20 protein-coding genes are annotated in these 25017 nt (G+C 64.8%); 8 read left to right on the top strand and 12 right to left on the bottom strand.

What is annotated here, in order from left to right; translation table 11 throughout:
• Window positions 1-29: 29 nt before the first annotated feature.
• A complete protein-coding gene (locus GW587_RS21980) occupies window positions 30-1814 on the bottom strand; it encodes an amidohydrolase (protein WP_166106743.1) in 1785 nt (594 codons plus the stop codon).
• Between the two features lie 12 nt (window positions 1815-1826).
• A complete protein-coding gene (locus GW587_RS21975) occupies window positions 1827-2723 on the bottom strand; it encodes a DMT family transporter (RefSeq protein ID WP_166106742.1) in 897 nt (298 codons plus the stop codon).
• A gap of 103 nt (window positions 2724-2826) precedes the next feature.
• Between GW587_RS21975 and GW587_RS21970 the strand changes: the two genes are divergently transcribed.
• Window positions 2827-3750, top strand: a complete 924-nt coding sequence (locus tag GW587_RS21970; RefSeq protein ID WP_166106741.1) for a helix-turn-helix domain-containing protein — start codon at window positions 2827-2829, stop codon at window positions 3748-3750.
• On the opposite strand, the gene GW587_RS21965 is transcribed toward GW587_RS21970, so the two are convergent.
• The 6 genes from GW587_RS21965 to GW587_RS21940 form a co-directional block, all read right to left on the bottom strand.
• Complete coding sequence (locus GW587_RS21965; RefSeq protein ID WP_166106740.1) at window positions 3747-4247, bottom strand: DUF1993 family protein; 501 nt, start codon at window positions 4245-4247, stop codon at window positions 3747-3749. The two genes, GW587_RS21970 and GW587_RS21965, sit on opposite strands and share 4 nt — an antisense overlap.
• A 3-nt stretch (window positions 4248-4250) precedes the next feature.
• Entirely contained in the window at window positions 4251-6074 is a 1824-nt protein-coding gene (gene recQ, locus GW587_RS21960) for a DNA helicase RecQ (protein ID WP_166106739.1), read from the bottom strand.
• Window positions 6075-6098: 24 nt separating this feature from the next.
• On the bottom strand, window positions 6099-6938 hold the full coding sequence (locus GW587_RS21955; RefSeq protein ID WP_166106738.1) for an undecaprenyl-diphosphate phosphatase: 840 nt from the start codon (window positions 6936-6938) through the stop codon (window positions 6099-6101).
• Between the two features lie 215 nt (window positions 6939-7153).
• Window positions 7154-9544, bottom strand: a complete 2391-nt coding sequence (locus GW587_RS21950; RefSeq protein ID WP_166106737.1) for a TonB-dependent receptor — start codon at window positions 9542-9544, stop codon at window positions 7154-7156.
• Between the two features lie 125 nt (window positions 9545-9669).
• On the bottom strand, window positions 9670-11862 hold the full coding sequence (locus GW587_RS21945; RefSeq protein ID WP_166106736.1) for a glycoside hydrolase family 88 protein: 2193 nt from the start codon (window positions 11860-11862) through the stop codon (window positions 9670-9672).
• 19 nt (window positions 11863-11881) lie between these two features.
• Window positions 11882-12703 carry an NAD-dependent epimerase/dehydratase family protein gene (locus GW587_RS21940; protein WP_166106735.1) on the bottom strand — a complete coding sequence of 274 codons (822 nt, stop codon included), beginning with the start codon at window positions 12701-12703 and terminating at the stop codon, window positions 11882-11884.
• 86 nt (window positions 12704-12789) lie between these two features.
• Between GW587_RS21940 and GW587_RS21935 the strand changes: the two genes are divergently transcribed.
• The 6 genes from GW587_RS21935 (at window position 12790) to gudD (ending at window position 21765) form a co-directional block, all read left to right on the top strand.
• The gene (locus GW587_RS21935; protein ID WP_166106734.1) at window positions 12790-13788 is read left to right on the top strand and encodes a LacI family DNA-binding transcriptional regulator; all 999 of its coding nucleotides are present in this window, start codon (window positions 12790-12792) and stop codon (window positions 13786-13788) included.
• Window positions 13789-14003: 215 nt separating this feature from the next.
• Window positions 14004-15896 (top strand): hypothetical protein, encoded by a 1893-nt coding sequence (locus tag GW587_RS21930; RefSeq protein ID WP_166106733.1) that lies wholly within the window; start codon window positions 14004-14006, stop codon window positions 15894-15896.
• Window positions 15897-15906: 10 nt separating this feature from the next.
• The gene (locus GW587_RS21925; RefSeq protein ID WP_166106732.1) at window positions 15907-16287 is read left to right on the top strand and encodes a 5-carboxymethyl-2-hydroxymuconate Delta-isomerase; all 381 of its coding nucleotides are present in this window, start codon (window positions 15907-15909) and stop codon (window positions 16285-16287) included.
• Window positions 16288-16311: 24 nt separating this feature from the next.
• On the top strand, window positions 16312-18213 hold the full coding sequence (locus GW587_RS21920; RefSeq protein WP_166106731.1) for a glycoside hydrolase family 2 protein: 1902 nt from the start codon (window positions 16312-16314) through the stop codon (window positions 18211-18213).
• A gap of 2 nt (window positions 18214-18215) precedes the next feature.
• The gene (locus tag GW587_RS21915; RefSeq protein WP_166106730.1) at window positions 18216-20420 is read left to right on the top strand and encodes a glycoside hydrolase family 3 N-terminal domain-containing protein; all 2205 of its coding nucleotides are present in this window, start codon (window positions 18216-18218) and stop codon (window positions 20418-20420) included.
• Window positions 20421-20427: 7 nt separating this feature from the next.
• Window positions 20428-21765 (top strand): glucarate dehydratase, encoded by a 1338-nt coding sequence (gene gudD / locus GW587_RS21910; RefSeq protein ID WP_166106729.1) that lies wholly within the window; start codon window positions 20428-20430, stop codon window positions 21763-21765.
• Window positions 21766-21769: 4 nt separating this feature from the next.
• Here the strand turns inward: gudD and GW587_RS21905 are convergent, their stop codons facing one another.
• Complete coding sequence (locus tag GW587_RS21905; protein ID WP_166106728.1) at window positions 21770-22672, bottom strand: LysR substrate-binding domain-containing protein; 903 nt, start codon at window positions 22670-22672, stop codon at window positions 21770-21772.
• Window positions 22673-22794: 122 nt separating this feature from the next.
• Here GW587_RS21905 and GW587_RS31685 point away from each other — a divergent pair, with 122 nt between their 5' ends.
• The gene (locus GW587_RS31685) at window positions 22795-22929 is read left to right on the top strand and encodes a hypothetical protein (protein ID WP_267878125.1); all 135 of its coding nucleotides are present in this window, start codon (window positions 22795-22797) and stop codon (window positions 22927-22929) included.
• Window positions 22930-22945: 16 nt separating this feature from the next.
• Here the strand turns inward: GW587_RS31685 and GW587_RS21900 are convergent, their stop codons facing one another.
• The 3 genes from GW587_RS21900 to GW587_RS21890 are packed head-to-tail and all read right to left on the bottom strand — an operon-like array spanning window position 22946 to window position 25014.
• Entirely contained in the window at window positions 22946-23224 is a 279-nt protein-coding gene (locus GW587_RS21900; protein ID WP_166106727.1) for a YkgJ family cysteine cluster protein, read from the bottom strand.
• Window positions 23225-23236: 12 nt separating this feature from the next.
• Window positions 23237-24001 carry an alpha/beta fold hydrolase gene (locus GW587_RS21895; RefSeq protein ID WP_166106726.1) on the bottom strand — a complete coding sequence of 255 codons (765 nt, stop codon included), beginning with the start codon at window positions 23999-24001 and terminating at the stop codon, window positions 23237-23239.
• Window positions 23998-25014, bottom strand: a complete 1017-nt coding sequence (locus GW587_RS21890; RefSeq protein ID WP_166106725.1) for a M14 family zinc carboxypeptidase — start codon at window positions 25012-25014, stop codon at window positions 23998-24000. Before GW587_RS21890 ends, GW587_RS21895 begins: the two co-directional genes overlap by 4 nt.
• Window positions 25015-25017 lie beyond the last annotated feature (3 nt).

Here is a 25017-nt window from a genome sequence, read left to right as displayed (position 1 = left end):
GTTCGGGTATTCGGATAAAGGCCGCCATCTTAACGCATGCCCTCGGCCTGATAGACAATTTTGCCACCCACGACGGTTTGCAGCACCTTGATGTTGGCGATGTCCTCGTCCGGGATGGTGAAGAAGTTCCGGTCCAGGACGATCATGTCGGCCAGCTTGCCCACCTCCAGCGATCCTGTCGACGCTTCCTGGCGCAGTGTGTAGGCGGCGTTGAGGGTGATGGCGCGCAGCGCGGCGGCGCGCGGCATGCCGGGCTGGCTGCCCAGGCGGCCGGCGTATTCCTTGCCGGCGTCCGGCGCGGCGGTGCGGGTCACGCCGACCTTGAGCGCGAACCATTCGTCCAGCGGATCGACCGGCCAATCGCTGCCGTAGGCGATGCGCGCGCCGGCGTCCAGCAGCTGCACGTGCGGCTCGACCAGCGCGTAGCGCGCGGGGCCCATGTAGTCCTTCAGCGCGCCGACCGTGTCGGGCGCCGGCTTCCCCCACTGGAACGACAGCACCGGCGTCACATCCAGTTTGGCGAAGCGCGGGTAGTCGGCCGGGTCAACGATTTCATCATGCGCCAGCGCCGGCCGCATGGCCTTGCCGGCCGGCGTGGCGCGCAGCTGCTCGATCACGTCCAGCGACTCGCGCACCGCGCGGTCGCCGTCGACGTGGATGTGCGGATCGATGCGGGCCTTGGCCAGTTCGGTCAGCGTGGTTTTCAGCGAGGCCTGGGTGAAATAGCTGGCCGGGCCGGTGCTGTCGCCATGACGCCAGTCCGGCTTCTCGGCCGTGCCCTTGTTGACCAGGTAGGGCTCCAGCATGGCGCCGGTGAAGGCCGGCGCGGAGATCACGCCGTCCATGAACAATTTGGCGTGGCGCACCTGCATCGACGGCGCGACCCTGGTCGGACCCTGGTCGAACTGCTTCTGCTGCTTCAGCAGCTCGGCCACCGCGCTTTGCGGCGTGGCGCCTTTATCCAGGTCGATCAGCACCGCGAAGTGCGCGCGCGCGGTCAGCTTGCCCTGTTTTTGCAGGTCGGTGAAGGCGGTCATGGTTTCGGGATCGGTGTAGGCGTCGAGGAAGCTGGTGATGCCTTGCTTGCGCATCGCCGCCAGCGCCGCCTTGGACGCGGCCAGGTTCTCCGCCACCGTCAGCGGCGGCAGCAGGTTCATCGCCATGTCCTGCGCGGCGTCCTCCAGCAGGCCGGTGGCATCGCCCTTGGTGTCGCGGACGATCTTGCCGCCGGCCGGATCGGGCGTGTCGCGCATGATTTTCGCGGTGTGGATGCCTTTGCTGTTGAGCAGCGCGGAGTGGCCGAAGGACGAGCGCACGATGATCGGACGATCGGTCTTCAGCGCGTCGAGCGTGGCGGCGGTGGTTTCCACGCCGTCCGGCAGCATCCCTTGCTGGAACCAGTTAACCACCACCAGCCAGCGCTCGGCGCCGGATCTGGTGTCCTTGTCGATACAGGCCTGGATACGCGCCTGGAACTGCGGCACGGTGAGGTTCTGGTAATCGAGGCTGCAATTGAGCAGGCGGCTGCCGCCGGATTGCGGATGCATATGGCCGTCGACCAGGCCGGGCATCAGCATGCGGCCTTGCAGGTCGATGACTTTGGTGGCCTTGCCGGCCAGCCTGGCGGCACCGGCGTTGTCGCCGACGTAGACGATGCGGCCCTTGCGCACCGCCAGCGCCTGCTGCACGCTGTCCGTGGCGTCCACCGTGTAGACGTAGCCGTTGCGGTAGATGGTGTCGGCCGGCGCCGGCGCGCCGTGGGCCGATGCCGCCGCCATCATGATCAGTGCTGCGATACAGGCCTTGCCGCTCATGCGTTCCCCTGGTTAGGTGGCTCCCACCGCCTTGGCGCGCGGCGCCGGCTGCAGGAACGCCAGCAGGTTCCCCGCCAGCACCAGCGCCAGCCCGCCCAGCGCCAGCGGCGTCCAATGGTAGCCTTCGTAAATGGTCGATATGGTCAATGCCACGATGGGGAATAATACCGTGGAATAGGCCGCGCGGTCCGGTCCGATGCGGCCGACCAGCAGCAAATAGGCGGTGAAGCCGATCACCGAGCCGGGAATCGCCAGGTAGAGCAGGGCGCCGAGGTAGCGCGGCGACGGATCGAGCGCGAACGGCATGCCCATCGCCAGCGCCGCCACGCCCAGCGTGGTGGAGCCGATCAGCATGGCCCAGGTGTTGGTCAACCACGGCGTCAGGCCCATGCCCTGCATGCGGCTGGAGAGCAGGTTCCCGCACGAGAAGCACAGCGTGCCGCCCAGTGTCAGCGCGAGGCCCATCAGCACTTTGCTGTCGTGCCAGTGGCCGGCCATTTGCGGCGCGAACAGCAGCACGATGCCGCCCAGGCCGAGCAGGGCGCCCATCATCACCTGGCGGCGGATCGGGCGGCCGAGGAAGATGCGGCCGTTGATGGCGTTCCACAGTGGCGCGGTGGAGAACACCACCGCCTCCAGCCCGCTGGTGACCCATTGGCTGGCGTAGTAGAAGCACAGGAAGTTCAGGCAGAACAGCGCGATCCCCTGCGCGAACAGATAGGGCCAGGCCTGGCGCGGCGGCCACCACGGCTTGCGGGTGATGAGCAGGAAGGCCATCAGTACGGCGGCGGCCAGCCAGAAGCGGTAGGCGATCGACACCGGCGCCGGCACGGTGCCGAGTTGGAAGGTGATCGCGATCCAGGTGGTGCCCCAGATCAGGACCGTCAGGAGGTAGAGGAAAATATTCATGTGCCCAGCATGCCGCGCCGGCGCCACTGCCGCTTGTCTGGGATTGCGCATTTGCGGCCGGCGCCGGCGGGGCCGGGCCGCTCCGTGCTAGACTTTATCCATCATGCCAGCCCGTCCTCCCGCCGACCCGATCTACCCTTCGCCCGCATCGGCAGGCGGGATTTCGCATTCGGTGTTCAAGACGATGTCGGAGACCGAAGCGAAACTGGAGCGTTTCGCCTGGCTGGGCGACGACCTGGCGGTGGCGATCTGGTGCCGCGACACGCCGATCGCCGAGACCAGCTACGACAAGCCGGGCCACCACACGCTGTCCTATTACATGGACGGCGGCTACCGCACCGAGCGCAGCGATCTCCCCGGCCTGTACGGCGCGCCGAAGCGGCTTTGCACGCTGCCCGACTGGCACGAGTCCAGCTGGACGGTGCGCGGGCATATGCACTTCATGCACATCTACTTCCTGCCGGAGCACTTCACGCGCCGCGCCGTGGTGGAGCTGGACCGCGAGCCGCGCGAGCTGACGCTGGCCGACCGCACCTACTTCGAGCATGAGCGCATCGGCCAGCTATGCGCGTCGCTGGCGGCGATGTCGTGGGAAGGCCCGGACGCGCTGCTGCGCGCCAACGAGGCGACGCACGAGGCGCTGAGTCATCTGCTGCATGCGCAATCGATGCCGCAGCATCAGCCGCGCGTGCGCGGCGGCCTGGCGCCGGCGGTGCGGCGCCGGCTGGCCGACTACATCGAAGCCAACCTGGCGCTGAATATCTCGCTGGGCATGCTGGCGCAGCTGGCGAATATGTCGGAGTTCCATCTGGCGCGGATGTTCCGGATTTCGTTCGGCATGCCGCCGTCGGCGTGGATCGCGGCGCGCCGGATCGAGCATGCGCGCCTGCTGCTGAAGACCAGCGACCAGCCCTTGCAGCAGATCGCCGATGCCTGCGGCTACGCGGACCTGAGCCACTTCAGCCACCGCTTCCGCGACAGCGTCGGCGCGCCGCCGAGCCGCTACCGCAGCATCGTCACCGCTTAGTTTTTTTCGAACGAGAAGCCCGGCGTGTACAGGTGATAGCCATCGAAGTCGCCCTTGCCGATGCGCGCGCCGTGGCTGCGCGCGATCGCGTAGGCCATGCTGAAGTGGAAGTAGAAGTTGGGCAGAATGTAGAGGTTCAGGTATTCGTCGGCCGGCAGCGCGATGTCGGCGAAGCCGGCGCGGTCGTGGCAGATGCGGGCGGCGTCGCCGTCGAACTGCGACGGCGGGATCGCGGCGAGATAGCGGATGGTATCGTCGATCTGTGCCGTCAGCGCGGCGTATGACACCTCGTCGCGTTCGAAGCTGATCGGCGGCAGGCCGGCCAGCGGGCAGCAGCCGCGCAGCGCGAAGTTGGCGGTGGCGCGTACCTGCGACGCCAACGGCAGCATGTCCTCATGCAGGCGGGCGCCCAGCGCCGCCGGGCCGTCGGCCGCGATCTTCTCCAGCATGCCGCGCAACTGCGCCAGCGAGCGGTTGAAGATGGCGGCCGGCTGCATCGCTTAATCCATCTCGCTGATCATGGCGACGATCTCGTCGCCGTACGACGCCAGCTTTTTCTCGCCGACACCGGAGATGCCGCGCAGGTCGGCCAGCGTGGTCGGACGCGCCTTGGCGATCTCGCGCAGCGTGGCGTCGTTGAAGATGATGTAGGCCGCGACATCGTGCGCCCGCGCCGTCTCCACGCGCCACCAGCGCAGCTTGTCGAAGATGGCTTGCTCGCGCGACGACAGGTCGCTCTCGACATAGCCTTTCGAGGCCTTGCTCGGCGCCTTCTGCTTGACCGGCTTCTGGTACTGGCGCAGTTGCACCTTCTGCCCGCCCTTGAGCACCGGGCGCGCCGCGTCGGTCAGCTTCAGCGAGCTGTATTGTTCATGATCGACCGTTACCAGGCCAAGCGCGATCACCTGGCGCAGGATGGCGCGCCATTCCTGCTCGCTGCGGTCGGCGCCGATGCCGAACACCGACAGCGAATCGTGGTGCCAGGTCTTGATGCGCTCCGTCTCGACGCCGCGCAGCACTTCGATCACATGACCGGCGGCGAAGCGCTGGTCGACGCGGTACACCGCCGACAGCAGCTTCTGCACCGGCACCGTGCCGTCGAAGGACACCGGCGGAATCAGGCAGGTGTCGCAATTGCCGCAAGGGCCGGAGGCTTCACCGAAGTAGTCGAGAAGGCGCACGCGCCGGCAGCTGAGCGTCTCGCACAAGCCCAGCATCGCATCGAGCTTGTTGCCCAGCACCCGCTTGAAGGTCTCGTCGGCTTCGGACTCGTCGATCATGCGCCGTTGCAGCACCACGTCCTGCAGGCCGTAGGCCATCCAGGCGCTGGAAGGATCGCCGTCGCGGCCGGCGCGGCCGGTCTCCTGGTAGTAGCCCTCGATGCTCTTCGGCAGATCCAGGTGACAGACGAAGCGCACATTCGGCTTGTCGATGCCCATGCCGAAGGCGATGGTGGCGCACATGACGATGTTCTCTTCGCGCAGGAAGCGCGCCTGGTTGGCCGCGCGCTTGGCGTGGTCCATGCCGGCGTGGTAGGCCATGGCGCGGATGCCGTTCTCGTTCAGGAACTCGGCGGTCTCCTCGACCTTCTTGCGCGACAGGCAGTAGACGATGCCGCAGTCGCCGCCATGCTCGGTGGTGATGAAGTCCAGCAGCTGCTTGCGGCCGTTGGCCTTCTCGACGATCTGGTAGCGGATGTTCGGACGGTCGAACGAGGACACGAATTGCGCCGCGTCTTCCAGCTTCAGGCGGTGGACGATTTCGGCGCGCGTCTGCGGATCGGCGGTCGCGGTCAGCGCGATGCGCGGCACGTTCGGGAACTGCTCGTGCAGCACCGACAGCTTGATGTACTCCGGACGGAAATCGTGGCCCCATTGCGACACGCAATGTGCCTCGTCGATGGCGAACAGCGCGATCTTCGACGCCTGGAACAAATTCAGGCAGCGCTCCGTCATCAGCCGCTCGGGCGCGACGTAGACCAGGTCGATCTCGCCGGTGCGCACCAGACGCTCGATGCGCTGGGCTTCCTCGTAGGTCTGAGTGGAGTTGAGGAAGGCGGCGCGCACGCCGACTTCGGCCAGCGCATCCACCTGGTCCTGCATCAGCGCGATCAGCGGCGAAACCACCACGCCGACGCCGTCGCGCACCAGCGCGGGAATCTGATAGCACAGCGACTTGCCGCCGCCGGTAGGCATCAGGACCAGCGCGTCGCCGCCATTGCTCACATGGCCGACGATCTCCGCCTGTTGGCCGCGAAAGACTGGGTAGCCGAACACGGTTTGCAGCAGATGAAGGGCGCGTTCCTGATTTTCCTGATGATCCATTTTTCTACTTCTACAACAAAGGTGTTAGTCCACCCAGACGATCAAGTCCAGGTAGCCGGTGATCAGCACCAGCAGACCGAAGGCGATACGGTACCACGCGAACACGGTGAACGTGTGCGAACTGATATAACGCAGCAGCCAGCGCACGCACAGGAAGGCGGAGATGAAGGCGGCCACGGTGCCGATGCCGAACATCGGCAGGTCGGAAACCGACAACACGTCGCGCGCCTTGAACAGCGAGTACGCGGTGGCGCCCAGCAGCGTCGGGATCGCCAGGAAGAAGGAAAACTCGGTCGCCACCTTGCGCGACAGGCCGAACATCATGCCGCCGATGATGGTGGAGCCGGAGCGGCTGGTGCCGGGGATCAGCGCGAAGGCCTGGGCGATGCCCATCTTCAGCGCATCCATCGGCGTCATGTCCTCGATCGCGTGCACCCGCACCGTGACCGGATTGGCGGCGGCGCGGCGTTCGACGATCAGGATGATGATGCCGCCGATGATGAAGGCTAGCGCCACCGGCACCGGTTTGAACAGGTATTCCTTCAGCACCTTGCCGAACAACATGCCCAGCACCGCCAGCGGCAGGAAGGCGATCACGACGTTGAGCGCGAAGCGTTGTTGCCGGCTGTCGCTGAACAGGCCGTTCAACACGATGGCGATGCGGGCGCGGAATTCCCAGCAGACGGCGAGGATGGCGCCGGCCTGGATCACGATCTCGAATACATTGATTTGTTCTTCCATGCCCTGGAAACCCAGCAGATGCTCGGTCAGGATCAGGTGGCCGGTGGAGGAAATCGGCAGAAATTCCGTGAAACCTTCTACCAGCCCCATGATGAGGGCCTTCAGTGCGAGAACAATATCCATAAATTAAGTATTTACGCGAGGAAGTTTGTGGGAATGACAAGACTTAGTGCCCGCCGGGGTCGAAGCTTACCACGCCGGGGACGCCGATTCCTGAATCTAACTCAAGCGTAACGGGGTTTTCGGTGTCAGTGCCGACATTCGGACATCGGCGGAACTTCCCGGCGTCCGGAAGTTCGTGAATGTCCGAATGTCGGCACTGACACCGAAGGGGAGGTTTAGAACGTCATGTCGAGGCGGGCGCCGAAGTAGCGCTGGAAGTCGCGCGGCGGCAGCCATTCGGTGGTGTTGACCACCAGCGGCGTGTTCGGCGCCTTGCTGCTCCAGTTGCTGTTGGCGTAGCCGTTGTTCAGGCCGGACGCGTAGCGCTTGTCGAACAGGTTGTTCACCAGCAGCGTCACCTTGTAGCGGTCCTGCTTGTCCTTGACGCCGAAGCTCAGGTTGGTGATGCTATAGGCGCCCTGGATCGTCATCGGATCCTGGCTCAGCGAGAACTGGGTGCGGCTCTGGTAGCGCGTCGAGCCGGCGATGAAGCCGTTGAAGCTTTGCGACGGCAACACCAGGTCATACTGCCCGCCCAGGTTGACCTTGACCTTGGGCGCGTTCGGCAGCGTCTTGCCGGCCAGGTTCTGCACGTTGGTGTTGTTGTACTTCGGACTGATGGCGCAGCCCGGTCCCGGGATGGTGCCGGTGCCGGTCGCGTTCAGCACGTTGTAGCACGGACCGTTCTCGAACGATTGGATGGTCGCCTCGGTGTAGGCGAAGCTGCCGTTCAGCTGCAATTCGCGGCTGACGCGGATGCTGCCCTCGGCTTCGAAGCCCTGCGTGCGCAGGCCGCCGATACTGTTCAGGCCGGTGCGGTAGGTGCCGTCGTCGTCGAAGAAGCTGGCCGATTGCTGGAAGTTGCGGAAGTTGGTGCGGAACAGCGCCAGGCTGAACATCGCGCGGTTGTCCAGCAGGCTTTGCTTCAGGCCGATCTCGTAGCTGCGCGCCGTTTCCGGCTTGACCGCCGGCAGCTTGGCGGTGGCGGCGGTGAAGCCCGACGTCAGGTCGTAGGCCACGCCCTTGTGGCCGGTCGAGGCCATCGCGTACACCATCGCATCCTTGTTGAGGCGGTGCTCCAGGCCCAGCTTGCCGGTGACGCTCTTGTCGTTGTCGTCCTTCTTGTAGAACTCGGTCGTGGCGTGCGCCTGCGGCGGGACGGTGTAGCGACGGAAGTTGTAGCCGGTGTCCTCGTCGTTGTAGCGGGCGCCGACGATCAGGCTGGTGGTCGGCAGGAAGTCCCACGAACCCTGGCCGTAGATGGCCTTGCTGGTGTTGTAGGCGTCGGCGCCGTAGGCGGTGCCGTAGTTGGCGATCAGCGGCGCCTTGGTCAGCTCGCGGGTCAGCGCGTTCTTGCCGTACCACAGGCCGGCGACGTAGCGCACCGCGCCCTTGTCCGGCGAGGTCAGGCGGAATTCCTGCGTGGTCGAGGCGACGTCGAAGAAGCCGTACTGGAACAGGCCGCCGTGCATGCCGGTCGGCTGGCCGTTCGGCAAGGTCAGGAAGGGCAGGATGTCGATGTCGGTGTTGTCGTTGTCCTGGTAGTCGTCCATGTGGTACTTGCTGTAGGACGAGATCGAGGTCAGCGTGTGGCCGGCCAGCGGACTGGTCTCGTCGAAGGCCCAGTCCAGCTTGATGCCGGTGCCGGCGTCGTGGAACTTGCCGCCGGTCGGGTAATCGTTGCGCACGCTGCGGTTGTCGGGGCCGATGTTGATGCCGGCCAGGACCAGCGAGGCCGGCAGTTGCGGCGCGTTGCGGTAGATGCCGCCCGGCGACATGTAGCTATACGCGGTCGAGCAGCAGAACTTCTCTGTGCGGTTGTAGTGCGGGGTCAGGGTCAGCGTCAGCTGGTCCAGCGGTTGCCACTCCAGCTTGCCGCTGATGTTATCGCCCTTGCTGCCGTTGAGCTTGCCGCCAGTGCTCAAATCGTTCAAGGTGCCGTCGTAGTTGGTCTTGCTGGCGGCCACGCGCAGGCGCAGCGTGTCCGACACCGCGCCGCCGACGCTGACACCGGCGCGCCATTCGTTGTCGTTGGTGATGTAGCTGGTGACGTTGGTCTTGATCGGGCCGCCGATCGGCTTGGTGGTGATGTTGATCGCGCCGGCGATCGAGCTCTTGCCGAACAGCGTCGACTGCGGGCCCTTCAGCACCTCGATGCGGCCGACGTCGGCCAGATCCTTGAAGGCGCCGGCCTGCATGCCTTGCGGGATGTCGTCGACGATCACCGACACATCGGCTTCGACGCCGATACCCAGCGAGAAGGTGCCGATGCCGCGCATATTGATGCTGAAGTTGCCCGGCTGGGTGCCGTAGGACAGCGTCAGCGCCGGCGACAGCGACGGGATGTCTTCCAGGTCGCGCACGTTGGCGCGTTGCAGCACGGCGTCGTTCAGCACGGTGATCGAGGCTGGAACATCCTGCAGGTTCTGCGCGCGCTTGTTGGCGGTGACGATGACGGATTCGAGCTTGCCGTTGTCGGCGGGCGCGGCTTGCTGCGCTTGGGCAGTGCCGAGGCACAGCAGGGCGATGGCGGCCGTGATGGGCCGCAGCGTGGTACGTGGTTGCATGGTTGTCTCCGATTATATTTGTGTGTTTTCGGTAGTGCGTGATGCAGTTAAACTAGTTGATGGGAACGCTTCCATTCGAGGGTGAAAAAATCGCCGGCGTCGTCGCGACCACCGGCGCTCCGGACTTACTTGCTGCTGACTTTCAGTGGTGCTTTCAACTTTTGCGCGTAGTCGCGGACGTAGGCTTCCCATGCCGCGCCGTCGGCGAAGTCGCCGCTCTTGCTCCAACCGGCGCCGAAGTAGTAGACGAAGGGCTTGCCCGGCTGCGCCGTGCCGAGCGTCAGTTGCTGCTTGTCGGCGACCGTGAAGCCGCTGGCGCCGGCCGGCAGGATCACGCCGCAGCCGATGTTGCCGTCGTCGCCGTGCGTCGGTTCCCAGTAGGCGGACCAGCCGCCGGCGGCGTCGGTGGCGTACTTGCCGTCGCCGTCGCGCTGCACGATGCCCACGCCCACATTCAACGGACCCTTGCCGCTGCTGGTGTACTTCGATTCGACGCGGGTCATGTTGGAGCCGGCGTCGATCGAGTAGCGCTTCACTTCGGAGACCGTGCGGCCGCTGCCGGCGTCCCATTTGCCGAAGCTGAGTTCAAACACGGAGCGCAGCGGGCCGTCGGCCAGCACCTTCCAGCTCTGGAAGTTGGACGAGTTGTGCAAGGCGTTGTCGGCGTAGATCGTGCTGCCGCCGCAGCCGCGGCTGCGGCCTACATCGTAGTAGTCCAGGCCTTCGCCGATATCGTGGTGATACTCGCCGCGCTTGTACCAGATGTCGACCACCGGCGTGCGCACCTTCTTGACCCAGACGTCGACGCCGCTGCTGATCAGGTGTTCCTTTGGATCCTTGATGATGGCCGGGCCGTAAACGCGGTGCGCGGTGCGGTCGCTCTCCCACGCGAAATCGTCCAGGCGCTCCGGCACGAAGCGTGCGTGGGTCTTGACGTCGGCCGGTGGAACTGCGGCCAGGCGTTCGGCCGGCAGCACCAGGTAGCGGTGCGTTTCGCCGGCGGCCAGGTTGACCGGAAACAGCAGCTGCGTGCCGATCACCTGAGAGTTGATGATGGCCGAGGTGTTCGCATCCATCACCACCGGCTTGTTGATGCCGGCGCCGAGTTTGACCTCGGCCAGCTCGTCGCCGCGCACGCCGTTGGTCTCGTTGCCGACGCTGACCACCTGCGGCTTCGCCTTCTCCAGCACCGCCATGCGATACACCTCGCTGCCGGCCAGCAGGAAGCCGCCGACGCCATACACCTCGGTCAGATTGTCGTCGAAGACCTTGGGCGCAAGGCCGATCGGCTGCACGTGGGTCAGCTTGCCGTCCGCCTGCACGTTGCCGACCAGCGCGGTCCACGCCTTGGTGACGGCCGGCTTGTAGGTCTTGGCGTCCAGCAGGCCCTGGTTCACGCCCCAGGCGAAGGCGTAGGCGTACAACGCCGAGCCGCTCGATTCCTTCATCGGATAGCTGGCCGGATCCAGCAGGCTGGCGCGCCACAGACCGTCCGTCTGCTGCAGCGTCAGCACCTTGGCCGCCATCTCCTTGTAGTGCTGCTCGAAGCGCGGCCGCGCCGGATGGTTCGCCGGCAGGTATTGCAGCATGCGCACCAGGCCGCCCATCACCCAGCCGTTGCCGCGTCCCCAGAACAGCTTCTTGCCGTTGGCTTCGCGCTTATTGAAGGCGTTGGAATCACGGTAGTACAGGTGTTCTTCCTTGTCGTACAGGTAGTCCGAGGTGACCCACCATTCGCTGACCGCGAAGTCGATGTAGCGCTGGTCGCCGGTGATGGCCCACAGCCGCAGCCAGGTCGGAGGACCCATGTACAGCGCGTCGCACCACGACCAGCGGTCCTGGTTGCCCTTGACCGTGAACTCCAGCGTGCCGCTGCGGCGGTTGGCCAGGATGTCGTCGAAGCTGGCGCGCAGCGGCGCGATCATCTTGTTCTCGCGCAGTTGCAGATACAGCTCGGCGTAGGTCTGGCCGACGATGTGGTCGTCGGCGTGGTAGTGGTTGGGGCCCAGCTTCCAATCGTTCTTCTCGCCCATCGTGATCATCGCATCGCGGTACTTGCGGTCGCCGGAGATGTTCGCCAGCGCCATGATGCCGTTGTAGCCCACCGCCTGGGTCCAGTCGTCCGGGCGGTGCTTGCTCGGATTGGCCAACTGCCAGTCGGCCACGCGCTGCATGGCATCGAGGACCGCTTTCGGATTGACGGCGGCGGACGGCGCGGCGGCTTCAGCGGCGGGTGCTTCGGCCGCCTGCGTGGGCATGGCCTGGAACATGGCCGCGACGGCGGCAAGGACGGCGATACGTAGATGCGATTGATTCATGTGGGCGTCTCTTTATAGTTTATTTGTACATCGGTCCTGCGGTGACGAACGGGCCTCCCTGGTAGATGGTCGGCGCGTCGTCCTTGGCCGGGTAGTCGGCGCTGTTCGGGAAGTTGGCGGCGAAGTCGCTGGAGCTGTGCTTCGGCACATAGCCCAGGTGCGAGGCGTGCTTGTTGTCCCACCACTTGGTGGCGTTGTCCGAGGTGCCGAAGGTGATGGTGTGGCCGACGCGCGGCGTGAACAGCGAGCAGCGGATCAATTCCACCAGGTCGTCGTAGGCCAGGTAGGTGACCATCATGCGCGGGTTCTTCGGCTCCGGGAACGAGGAGCCGATGCGCAGGCACACGGTCTCGGTGCCGAAGCGGTCGTAGTAGTAGCGCGACAGCGCTTCGCCGAAGGCTTTCGAGACGCCGTAGAAGCCGTCCGGGCGCAGCGGCATTTTCGCGTCCACCAGTTCGGTGGTCTCGTAAAAGCCGACCACGTGGCTGGAGCTGGCGTAAATCACGCGCTTGACGCCGTGCTTCTGGATCGCCTCGTACAGGTGGTGCAGGCCGAGGATGTTGGCGTTCATGATGGTCTCGAACTGGTCCTCGACCGAGATGCCGCCGAAGTGCAGCACCGCGTCCACGCCTTCCATCATCTGCATGACCTTGTCGCGGTCGCCCAGGTCGCCGATAACGATTTCCTCGCCTTCGCCCGCCGGACCCAGATCCTTGACGTCGTTCAGTCGCACCACGTCGGCCCATGCCTTGGCGCGCTCGCGCAGGATGGTGCCAAGGCCGCCGCCGGCTCCGGTCAACAGGATGCGTTTGAAGGGTTTGGCGCTGGTGATAGTGGTCATGGGTTGCTTTTATAGGGTTGAGAAGGTATTGTGGTTAAACGTTTAATCGCAAGTATAGCGAAAATATTTCCAAGGTCAATCGCTTCATGAAAAAACCCATCCCCACCATCCGCGACGTGGCCGCCGCCGCAGGCGTGTCCACCGCGACGGTATCCAAATTCGTCAACGGCGCGCAACGCTTTTCGCCGGCGGTGGAGGCGGCCATCGGCAGGGTGATCGCGGAACTGGGCTACCGCACCAATCCGCTGGCGCAGTCGATGATCACCGGCCGCACGCAGAGCATCGGGGTCTCGGTGCTGGACGTCAGCAACCCGCATTTCGCCAGCGTGGTCAAGGGCGCCAACCGCGCGGCGCAGGCGCACGGCTACACGCTGCTGCTGGTCGACACCGAGGAAAACCCGGACCGCGAACGTCCGCTGCTGGAGGCGTTGAGCCGGCGCGTCGACGGTTTGATCGTCAATTCGCGGATTCCGGAGTCGGAGATGGGCTGGATGACGGAGCTCGGCAAGCCGCTGGTGTTCTTCGGCCGGCTGGCGCAGCAGGACATTCCTTGCGTGGCGGGCGACGACCATCGCGGGGCCTATATGCTGACGCGACACCTGGTGACGCTGGGCCACCGCAAGATCGCCTATCTCGGTTTTTCCAAGTCGCGCCGCGACGAGGAGCGGCTGGCCGGGATCCGCGAGTGCCTGGCGGCGCACGATATTCCGCTGAGCGTGTACGACGGCGGCGCGCCGTCGGCGCAGGAAGGGGAGCGGGTGTGTTCGTCGGTGATGCTGGGCGTGGACCATCCCGATGCGCTGATCTGCTACAACGACTTGATGGCGCTCGGCTTCATGAAGGCGGCGCAGATACTGGGCTTCCGCGTGCCGGCCGATATCTCGGTGGCGGGCTTCGACAACATCGCCTTCACCAACTATGCCTCGCCGCCGTTGACCACCGTCGACCTGCAAAGCGAGCGCCTGGGCGCCGCCGCCGTCGAACAGCTGATCGCGCAGATCGAAGGCAAGCCGGCGGCGGCGTTCAGCATGGTCGAACCGCAGCTGGTGCTGCGCAGCTCCACCGCCAACCGCAACCAGGGGTAGTGCGGCCAGGAGGATGCCGGCGCTTGCTTCGGGGGGGCAGTCGAGTCGCTCGCTTTGCCCCGCACGGCCAACCGGGGTCAGACCCCTGCGGGGTCTGACCCCAACGTCTTGGGGGCGAACCCATTTTTTTCGCGGCGGGCTTTACTCGCCATAAAAAATCACATACCATCGGTTAAACGTTTTCCAAAATAATTCAATATAGAGACCCACGACCCATGATTTCCTCCCGTCTTACTCCCGTCGCGCTGGCCGTGCTGCTGGCCGTCGCTTCCGCTTCCGCCGTCTTCGCTCAAACCGCCGAACTGCCATCGCCGGCCAGCTATGTGCCGCCGCTGGCCACCACGCCGATGAACCGCATCGTGCAGGACAACGCGTACAAGCAGCTGGACTACTTCTTCAAGAAGCTGGTCGCGGAAAAGGAGGCCATCGTCATGGACGGCCAGGCGCCGTTCAAAAGCAACGACAAATTCCTGCCCGGTAAAGTGGCGGCGGGCCTGGGCCACGTGCTGCTCAACACCGACAAGAACGATCCGGCTTTGGCGCAGAAGCTCAAGGACTACCGCGACATCGCCGACATGACGGTCGCCATGGACAACCACACCTGGGGCATCTATTACTACATCGGCACCCTGGTCAAGCTGAAGGAAGCCGGCCTGCTGGAGCGCGCGGTCAGCCCGGCCACGCTGGAGAAGCTGCGCAAGCAGCTGGACTGGCGCAGCTTCGTCACGGTGCCGGCCTATGATCTGATCAACTTGCCGACTAATTACTACGGCGTCGCCTTCAGCATCGCGCGTCTGCGTATGATGATGGGTTGGGAAGACGACAGCGCAGGCAAGATCCTGCTCGATAAAATGCTCACGCATTACAACAAATACTCCGGCAAGTTCGGCTTCTCCGACGAGACCGACGGCGAGGGTCGCTTCGACCGTTACAGCATCCTGCTGATCGCCGAGATCTGCGAGCGCTTCCTGGAAACCGGCCTGCAACCGACGCCGGAGCTGAAAACCCTGCTGCGCAAGGCTGCCGACATCGCGCTGAACGTCGCCAACACCGCCGGCGACGGCTTCAGCTTCGGCCGCAGCCTCGGACCTTACGGCGAAACCGCGCTGGTCGAGATCCTGTCGGTCTCCGCCTACCTGAACGTGCTGACACCGGAAGAGAAGCAGTATGCCTATGCCTTCTCCTCGCGCGTCGCGGCCCGCTACATGGACTTCTGGTACGACCCGGCGATGCACTCGGTCGACATGTGGAGCAAGGGACGCCGCACCGACACCTATCGCGGCAAGCACCGCATCCTGGGTGAGAACTTCTCGCTGCTGCACCAGCTGATCTCCACCAACGACATGTGGAACCAGGCCGGCATGAAGGATGCGCAGCCGAAGGCGGACCTGCAGGCGTGGCTGGACAAGAATCGTCCGCAATTCAGCAGCACCACCTTCGCGCAGGGCGAGTACGACCGCGCGCTGTCGATTTTCCGCGACGGCAAGCACGTGGTCAGCCTGAACATGATCAACGGCGGCGGCAGCCAGCATAACAACAGTCCTTACTACCCGCTGCCTTTCGCGCCGGGCATCATCGCCGGCATCGCCGACGACGGCGGCGCGCATCCGCAACTGCTGCCGAAGTTCACCATGGCCGATGGCGCGCAGCTCATCGGCGCGGCCTGGATCAAGGACATCAAGACCGTCAAGGACGGCCAGCGCTATACCGTCACCTATCGCCAGGATGAACTGGACCGCCTGGGCAAGCGCGGACCGGTCAAGGACGCGCGCATCAAGCTGGAAACCACCTACACGCTTGAACACGGCCAGCTGACCCGCACCGATGTCTACAAGCCGGTGGGCGCGCAGGAAGTGGAAAAGATCACGCTGGAATTCGCATCCTTCTCGGAACAGGCTACTATAAGCGGCAACACGGTCACCTTCGCCAAGGGCGATGTGAACGAATACGGCGTCAGCGGCCTGCAGCAGTGCCAGGTCACGCCGACCAACGGTTCCAAGGATTTCATGGCTACCTACGGCGCCATGAAGTCGCTGGTCACCTGCAGCACCGGCAAGCTGACGATGAAAGACCCACTGACGATCAAATGGACCGTCAAGTATCACTAAGGATTTTGGTATGCCGCACTTGAAGATCGAATACACCGCCAACCTGGACGCCCACGCCGACATCGGCGAGTTTTGCAAGGTACTGTCGCACACGCTGGTGACTATGAAGGACGGCAACGGCACGCTGGTGTTCCCGTTGTACGGCACCCGCGTGCTGGCCTATCCGGCCGCGCAGTACGCGGTGGCCGACGGCGAACAGGGAAGGCCATTCGTCTACATGAACATGCGCGTCACGCCTGGCCGCAGCGATGAATTGATCAAGGCGGTCGGCGACGAGTTGCTGGCTGCGGCGAAGGCGTATCTGGCGCCAGTGCTGGAACGGCTGCCGCTGCGCCTGACGCTGCACATCGATGCGACGCCGCCCGGTTACGAAGGTAAATTCAGCAGTTAAACAAGAAGAACCGTAGGAGACACAATGCGTAATGTATGGAAGATGCTGTTGTTATCAGGCTGCCTGTCGGCGGCCGTTGCGGCGTGGGCGCAGGACGACCAGGCGCCCGGCCAGGCCAACACCGTGAAGGGCGGCGGCACGCGCGCCGAACTGGCCAAGCAACCGCCGACGCTGCAGAACATCTACGGCCGCCAGCACCTGCTGCTGGACGGCCGCTGGAACTACATCACCGATCCGTACGAGACAGGCTTCTACAACTACCGCCGCCAGGCCTTCGACCAGACCGGCAACGGCACCGGCGGCTTCTTCGACGACCGAAAGCAGAAGGACAAGGATGAACTGATCGAGTACAGCTTCGACGGTTCGCCGACGCTGGCCATTCCGGGCGACTGGAATTCGCAGAACGCCAAGCTGGAAAACTATGAAGGCACGCTGTGGATGCGCCAGCAGTTCAACTCCGCGCCCAAGGAGGGCAAGCGCTACTTCCTGTACTTCGGCGCGGTCAATTACGAAGCGCACGTCTACCTGAACGGCAAGAAGCTCGGCAGCCACAAGGGCGGCTTCACGCCGTTCCAGTTCGAGGTCACCGGCCGTCTGCTGAATGGACAGAACAGCGTCGTGGTCAAGGCCGACAACACGCGCCACCAGGACGACATCCCGACGGTGAACACCGACTGGTGGAACTACGGCGGCATCACCCGCGACGTGCTGCTGGCCGAAACGCCGGACACCTACATCGCCGACTATCAGGTGCAACTGGCCAAGGGCGACATGGGCCGCATCGAGGGCTATGTGCAGATGACCGGCGCCCAGCGCGCGCAGGACGTGACGATCTCGATCGCGGAACTGGGCGTCAAGACCGTGGTGCGCACCAACGCCGAAGGCCGCGCCGCGATCAGCATCGCGCTGCCGAAGAATAAGGTCCGCTACTGGTCGCCGGAAGATCCGAAGCTGTACAACGTCGCCATCGCCGGTGCGACCGACAAGCTGAATGACCGCATCGGCCTGCGCACCATCGAAACGCGCGGCCACGACATCCTGTTGAACGGGAAGTCGATCTTCCTGCGCGGGATCTCGCTGCATGACGAGAACCCGCTGATCCCGGGCCGCCTGCGCGGCGAGGGCGACATGCGCATGATGCTGCAATGGGCCAAGGAGATGAACTGCAACTACGTCCGTCTGGCGCACTATCCGCACAGCGAGGAGATGATCAAGCTGGCCGATGAAATGGGCATCCTGGTCTGGGCCGAGGTGCCGGTGTACTGGACCATCTCGTGGGAGAAGCCGGAAGTCTACGCCAACGCCAGCCAGCAGCTGACGGACCTGGTGGTGCGCGACAAGAACCGCGCCAGCGTCATCATCTGGTCGATCGGGAACGAAACGCCGGTCAGCGGCCCGCGCAACGTCTTCATGGGCAAGCTGGCCGACACCGTGCGCACGCTGGACAAGACCCGCCTGGTCGGCGCCGCGCTGGAAGTGCATCGCAGCGGCAGCGTGATCACGGTCGAGGATCCTTTGGCCGACAAGATCGACCTGGCCAGTTTCAACCAATACGCCGGCTGGTACTGGACCAACAACCGCGAGATGAACAATTACTCGTTCAAGGTCGATTACAATAAGCCGGTCATCGTCACCGAGTTCGGCGCCGATGCGCTGGGCGGCTTCCACGCCGACAGCGATACCCGCTGGAGCGAGGAGTATCAGGATCAGCTGTACAAGAATACCTTCAAGATGCTGGAGGCGATTCCCGGCCTGCGCGGCCTGACGCCGTGGGTGTTGGCCGACTTCCGTTCGCCGCGCCGTCCGCATCCGGTCTACCAGGATTACTGGAACCGCAAGGGGCTGATCAGCGAGACCGGCAAGAAGAAACAGGCCTTCTATACGCTGAAGTCCTATTACGATCAAAAACAGCAGCAATATAAATAACCATGACCAGACAATTCAAACTTCGCGCCCTGGCGGCCGCAATTGGTACCGCTACCGTCATGATCGGGCATGCGCAGGACGCGCAGATCGAACGCAAGGTCGCCGCGCTGATGAAGCAGATGACGGTGACCGAGAAGGTCGGCCAGCTGCATCAACTGTCCGGCCGCCAGTTCACCGGCCCGACCAGCAGCAACTACGCCGACAAGCTGGCCGATATCCGCAGCGGCAAGGTCGGCTCGATGCTGAACGTGACCGGCGTCGCCGACACGCGCGAGATCCAGGCGCTGGCGCTGCAATCGCGCCTGAAGATCCCGCTGCTGTTCAGCCTTGACGTGATCCACGGCTTCCGCACCGTGTTCCCGGTGCCGCTGGGCGAATCGGCGTCATGGGACATGGAGGCGATCGAGCTGTCGGCGCACATCGCCGCGCGCGAGGCCGCCGCCGCCGGCATTCACTGGACCTTCGCACCGATGGTCGACGTGGCGCGCGATCCGCGCTGGGGCCGCGTGATGGAGGGCGCCGGCGAGGACACCTACCTCGGTTCGAAGATCGCCACCGCGCGCGTGCACGGCTTCCAGGGCAAGCAGCTGGGCGCCACCGATTCCGTGATGGCCACCGCCAAGCACTTCGCCGCCTACGGCGCGGCGGTGGCGGGCCGCGACTACAACGCGGTCGACATGAGCGAGCAGCAGCTGTTCGAAGTCTACCTGCCGCCGTTCAAGGCCGCCGCCGACGCCGGCGCCGCGACCTTCATGAACTCCTTCAATACGCTGAACGGCATCCCGGCCACCGGCAACGCCTTCCTGCAACGCGATATCCTGAAGGGCGCCTGGAAGTACAAGGGCTTCGTCGTCAGCGACTGGGGTTCGGTGCGCGAGATGGTGCCGCATGGTTATGCCGCCGACCTGGCCGACGCCGCCGTCAAGGCGATCAACGCCGGCAGCGATATGGACATGGAGGGCTACGCCTATAGCAAGCACCTGGAGGAAGCGGTCAAATCCGGCAAGGTGAAGATGGCGACGCTGGACGACGCCGTGCGCCGCATCCTGTACAAGAAATTCGAGCTCGGCCTGTTCGACGATCCCTACCGCTACGCCGACGCCGCGCGCGAGAAGGCGGTGCTGAACGATCCGTCGCACCGCGCCGCCGCGCTGGATGTGGCGCAGAAGTCGATGGTGCTGCTGAAGAACGAGAACAAGCTGCTGCCGTTGTCGCGCGAAGCGAAGCGCATCGCCGTCATCGGCCCGCTGGCCGACGCGCAGCGCGATCTGGAAGGCGGCTGGGTGGTGCAGGGCGACCGCGCCAAGGTGGTCAGCATCCTGGAAGGCATCCGCAGCCACGCCGGCAAGGCGGAGGTCAGCTACGCGCAGGCCTGCGCCAGTCCATGCGCGAGCAGCGAAGGCTTCGCCGACGCGGTGGCCGCTGCGGCGAAAGCGGACGTCATCGTGCTGGCTGTCGGCGAGACCTGGGACTTGAGCGGCGAAGCCAAGTCGCGCACCGATATCTCGCTGCCGGGCAGGCAGGAGGAATTGTTCGCCGCGCTGAAGGCGACCGGCAAGCCGGTGGCGGTGGTGATGCTGGCCGGCCGTCCGCTGGTGTTCAACACCATCGCCGACCGCGCCGACGCGATCCTGTACGCGTGGTTCCCAGGCAGCGAAGGCGGCAACGCCGTCGCCAATGTGCTGTTCGGCGAATACAATCCGTCGGGCAAACTGCCGATCACCTTCCCGCGCAGCGTCGGCCAGATTCCGATCTCGTACGCGCAGTACAACACCGGCCGTCCGGTCACCGACGAGAAGAACGTCGTCTACAAATCGGCCTACATCGATTCGGTCAACACGCCGCGCTATGCCTTCGGCCACGGCTTGAGCTATACCGACTTCAAATACTCCGGCATCACCCTCAACGGCGACCAGCTGTCCTTCGACATCGCCAACACCGGCAAGGTCGCGGGCACCGAGATCGTCCAGCTCTACCTGCGCGACATGGTGTCGTCGGTGGTGCGGCCGCTGAAGGAGCTGAAGGGCTTCCAGAAGATCGCGCTGAAACCGGGCGAACAGCGCCGCGTCAGCTTCACCGTGGACCGCGAGCTGCTGTCGTTCTTCAACAGCAAATTGAAGTGGGGCGCGGAGGCCGGCGAATTCAAGCTGATGGTCGGCAGCGCTTCGGATGACATCCGCCTTGAAACCACGTACACACTCAAATAAGCACATCATGAACCAAGCCACTACAACGCCACTCGTCACCGCCATGCGCGTCATTCCCGTCGCGGGACGGGACAGCATGCTGCTCAACCTGAGCGGCGCGCACGCGCCTTACTTCACCCGTAACCTGCTGATCCTGACCGACAGCGCCGGCAACCAGGGCGTGGGCGAAGTGCCCGGCGGCGAAGCGATCCGCAAGACACTGGAGGATGCCGAATCGCTGATCGTCGGCCAGCCGGTCGGCCAGTACAACGCGGTGCTGAACAAGGTGCGCGCCGCCTTCGCCGACCGCGATAGCGGCGGGCGTGGCCTGCAAACCTTCGACCTGCGCATCGCGATCCACGCTGTTACCGCTATCGAGTGCGCGCTGCTGGATTTGCTGGGCCAGTATCTCGGCGTGCCGCTGGCGGCACTGCTGGGCGACGGCCAGCAACGCGCGCAGGTGCCGATGCTGGGCTACCTGTTCTTCATCGGCGACCGCAACGTCACCGACCTGCCTTACGACAGCGATCCGGAAGGCGCCGATGCGTGGGCGCGCCTGCGTCACGAAAAGGCGATGGACGCCAAGGGCGTGGTCGCGCTGGCCGAGGCGGCGTATGAGCGCTACGGCTTCAAGGACTTCAAGCTGAAGGGCGGCGTGCTGCGCGGCGAAGAGGAAATCGAAGCCGTCACCGCGCTGGCCGAACGCTTCCCGGACGCGCGCGTGACGCTCGATCCGAACGGCGGCTGGCTGCTGAAGGATGCGATTCGTCTGTGCCGCGACAAGGGCGACGTGCTGGCGTATGCCGAAGATCCATGCGGCGCGGAGAACGGCTACTCGGGCCGCGAGGTGATGGCGGAGTTCCGCCGTGCCACCGGCCTGCCGACCGCCACCAATATGGTCGCCACCGACTGGCGCGAACTGGGTCACGCGATCCAGCTGCAATCGGTGGATATTCCGCTGGCCGATCCGCACTTCTGGACCATGCAGGGATCGGTGCGCGTGGCGCAGTTGTGCCATGAGTGGGGACTGACCTGGGGCTCGCATTCGAACAACCACTTCGACGTATCGCTGGCGATGTTCACCCACGTCGCCGCCGCCGCGCCGGGCAAGATCACCGCGATCGATACGCACTGGATCTGGCAGGACGGTCAGCGTCTGACCAAGGAGCCGTTGCAGATCGTCGGCGGTTTGGTGGACGTGCCGACCCGTCCGGGCCTGGGCGTGGAGCTGGACATGGTCGAAGTCGAGGCGGCGCACCAGCGCTACCTGGGCATGGGCCTCGGCGCGCGCAATGACGCGATGGCGATGCAGTTCCTGATCCCGGGCTGGAGCTTCGACGCCAAGCGTCCTTGCCTCGTGCGTTAAGAAGTCAGGCCTGGTCGAGCGCGCGCTGCATCTCGGCGGTTTCCTCGACCAGCCAGGCGCGGAAGCGCTTCACCTTGCTCATTTCCTCCTTGCCGCGCGCGACCATCAGCCGGTAGCCGCGCGGGTAGGGCGCGCTGCGGCACTTCAGCTGCAGCAGCGCGCCGCTGCGTATATCCTCGTAGGCGACCGCATACGAGATCAGGCTCACGCCCTGTCCCGCGATCGCCGCCTGCGCCAGCACCGCGAAGTTGGTGTAGCTGCGCGACAGGTCGTAATTCCCCTTCAATACACCGTTCTCCTTCAGCAGCTTGATCCAGTCGTCGCTGGCGTTGTCGAACAGCAGAGGAAAGCGTTGCAGGTCCGCCAGCGTCAACTCGGTCTGGCCGGGCGCCAGCAACGCCGGGCTGTAGACCGCGACCAGCCGGTCGCGAAACAGCACGCCGCCCTCGCCGTTGTCGACGTTATAGAAGCGCAGCGCCACATCGACGCTGCCATCCTCCATGCTCATGATCTTGTCGCTGGAATCGATGCGGATATCGAGTTCCGGATACAGCTTGGTGAAGCGGCTGATGCGCGGCACCAGCCACTTGATCGCCAGCGAATGCGTGGTCGAGATGCGCAGGGTTTTTTCCTCGTCGCCGCCTTGCAGCGCCGCGACCTTGGTGCGCAGGTCGAGCAGCATGCGGTTGACGGTCACCGCCAGTTCCTGGCCCTTGTCGGTCAGCGCGATATGGCGCGGATGGCGCACGAACAGCTCGAAGCCGAGCGCCTCCTCCAGCTGCTTGACCTGAAGGCTGACCGCCGCCGGCGTCTTGTGCAGCTCCTGCGCGGCCTGTTTGAAACTGCCCCAGCGCGCCGCGCAATCGAAGTCGACCAGGCCGGAAAGGGAACGTAGCGGTTTGTCCATGGCTAAGATTTTCTTATTCATCGAGCGAAAATAACTCGTTTGATAACAATTCGAGTCAGGCGGAGAATATACCCCATGCACTGGTAAAACGCCATGCGCAAGCTTTTTTGACGGAGGTCGCCATGTCCCACCCCACCATACCTGTACCTAAAGAAACTTGCCCTCGCGACAGCGCGGCGCAAGCGAAGGCGCCGCTGGCGCCGAAATTTTCAGCGGAGTTGATGAAGATGCTGGCGCATCTGGTGATGCTGCGCTGAGGGGCGCTGAGGGCGCTTAGTGCGGCGCGGTCGCGCGTTCGAGGTCGGCGAGCCAGATCATCGCGGCTTCGCGCGAGTTGCCGCACATGTCGGCGGCCGGTTGCAGGCCGCCGCAGAAGGCCGGCCGTTCGGGGCGGCCGAACACCTTGCAGCGGTTGTCGTCCGCCAGCTGGACGCAGCGTACCCCGGCCGGCTTACCGTTCGGCATACCGGGAATGGGGCTGGTGATGGAGGGGGCCGTGCAGCAGGCGCCGCAGCCCGGGCGGCACTGTATCGCGGCAGTGTTGGTATTCATAGGGCCGATATTTTACCCGGCTTTGCCGGCGGCCATCCATTTCGCGACTTCCTGCGCGACCCAGGCGCCGTCGTCCAGCGGCAGGTCGTGGCCCGCCGTCGGATGGATCCGGTGCGCGGCCTGCCATGCGCGGGCGAGGTTGGCGGAGCAGCGCTGGTCGACCAGTTGGTCGCCGGCGCTCGACAACACCAGCATCGGCACGGCCGGCCGCGCCGGCGGCGCGCGGAAGCGGGCGGCGGACAGCAGCTGGCGCAGCGCGTTCTGACGCGTGACCGGATATTCGCGCTGGTAGCCGATCCAGCGCTGCAGCAGCCCGGCGCGTTCGGTGGCGTCGCTTTCGCGGCTGGTCAGGCGCAGAATCAGGCGTTCCTGGTGTTCCAGGCCGCCTTTGAGCAGCAACTTCAGTATGGACGGATAGTTCTGCCAGCGCAGCCGCTGGTGGAAACGGCTGTACGGCCGCATGCTGGTGTTGATCAGCACACAGCGCGCCACTTCATCCGGATAGCGGCTGGCCCATTCCACCGCGACCATGCCGCCCAGCGACAGCGCCAGCAGCGAATAGGGCGCCGCCACGCCGCGCGCTTGCAGATCGCGGCGGCAGAACTCCACCATCTCCGCGACGCTGGTCGGACTGTGCATGGCGTGGCGCTCGCCGTTGCCGGGCAGGTCGGGCGTGACGATGTCGGCATCCGGCAGTGCGCGCGACAGCTCGCCGGGGAAGCGTCCCCAATGGCGCTGTTCGCGCATCAAGCCGCGCAGCAGGATCCAGGTGCTCATGCGTCGTACCACTGACGCAGCGCGCGGCGATGCTGCACCTTGCGCGCCAGCCCTTCGGGCATCCAGCGCCCGTGGCTATTCGCCGCGCGCATCAGGAAGTCGAACAGGATCAGGTGCCGCCGCAGCACCCGTTGCAGGCGGTGCTTGGCGGTCGGGTTGAACATCGCGATGCGGTCGAAGATCTGGCGCGGGTTCTTCTTCACCCACAGCCACGAGCCCATCTCCAGCGTCAACGGCAGGAACACGCGGTCGTTGTAGCTGGTGCCGTTCAAGTACAGGTAGTCCCACAGGTCGCCGTGCGTGCGGTATTGGCGGCTCTGCGGTTCGAAGACGTAATTGTGGTTCGGGTAGCTCTGGCTGAACAGCTCTTCCAGCGCGCCGATGTCGGCCAGGTGCGGGATCGGCGCGGCGGTGTGCGCATGCGGGAACCAGACGCGGTCGCGCAGGCCGAAGCCGGAGTGGCAGTCGAGCGCCATGCTGAATTGGCGCGTCAGCAGTTCGCGTTCGACCAGGCCGCAGACGGCGCGGCTTTCCGGTTCCATCGGCGCGCCCTCGGCGCCGCGATACCACGGCAGGTGATGGCTGTAGCGCTGGCCGCCCAGCATGAAGGGCACTTTCTCGACGGCGCTCAGCGGCGCGTTGCGCATCAGGTCCACGCCTTGCGGATTGCAGCGCGTGGCTTGCCACATGCCGCCCGGGTTCACCAGCGGCATGAACACCAGCCGCATCGATTCCAGTTGCTGGTGCAGCGTGCTGTCCCAGCGCAGCCGCGCCATCAGGCTTTCCAGGAACGACAGCACCACCTGGGTGCCGATGCGTTCCAGTCCGTGGATGCCGCCGAAGAAGCCGAGCGCCGGCACGTCGGGACTTGGATTGCCGAGCGCGATGGAGTAGACCGGGAACTGGCGGCCGTCCATGGCCACCGTGCAGGAAGTCTCGACTTCCAGATGCCGCCCGCCTTCGTCGATCAGACGTTTCAGGGTGATCAGTTCGGGCAGGTTCTTTTCGGGCATAGG

Source organism: Duganella aceris (assembly GCF_011090165.1).
Taxonomy (GTDB): domain Bacteria; phylum Pseudomonadota; class Gammaproteobacteria; order Burkholderiales; family Burkholderiaceae_D; genus Rugamonas; species Rugamonas aceris.
This window is presented reverse-complemented; position numbering and strand designations above follow the sequence as displayed.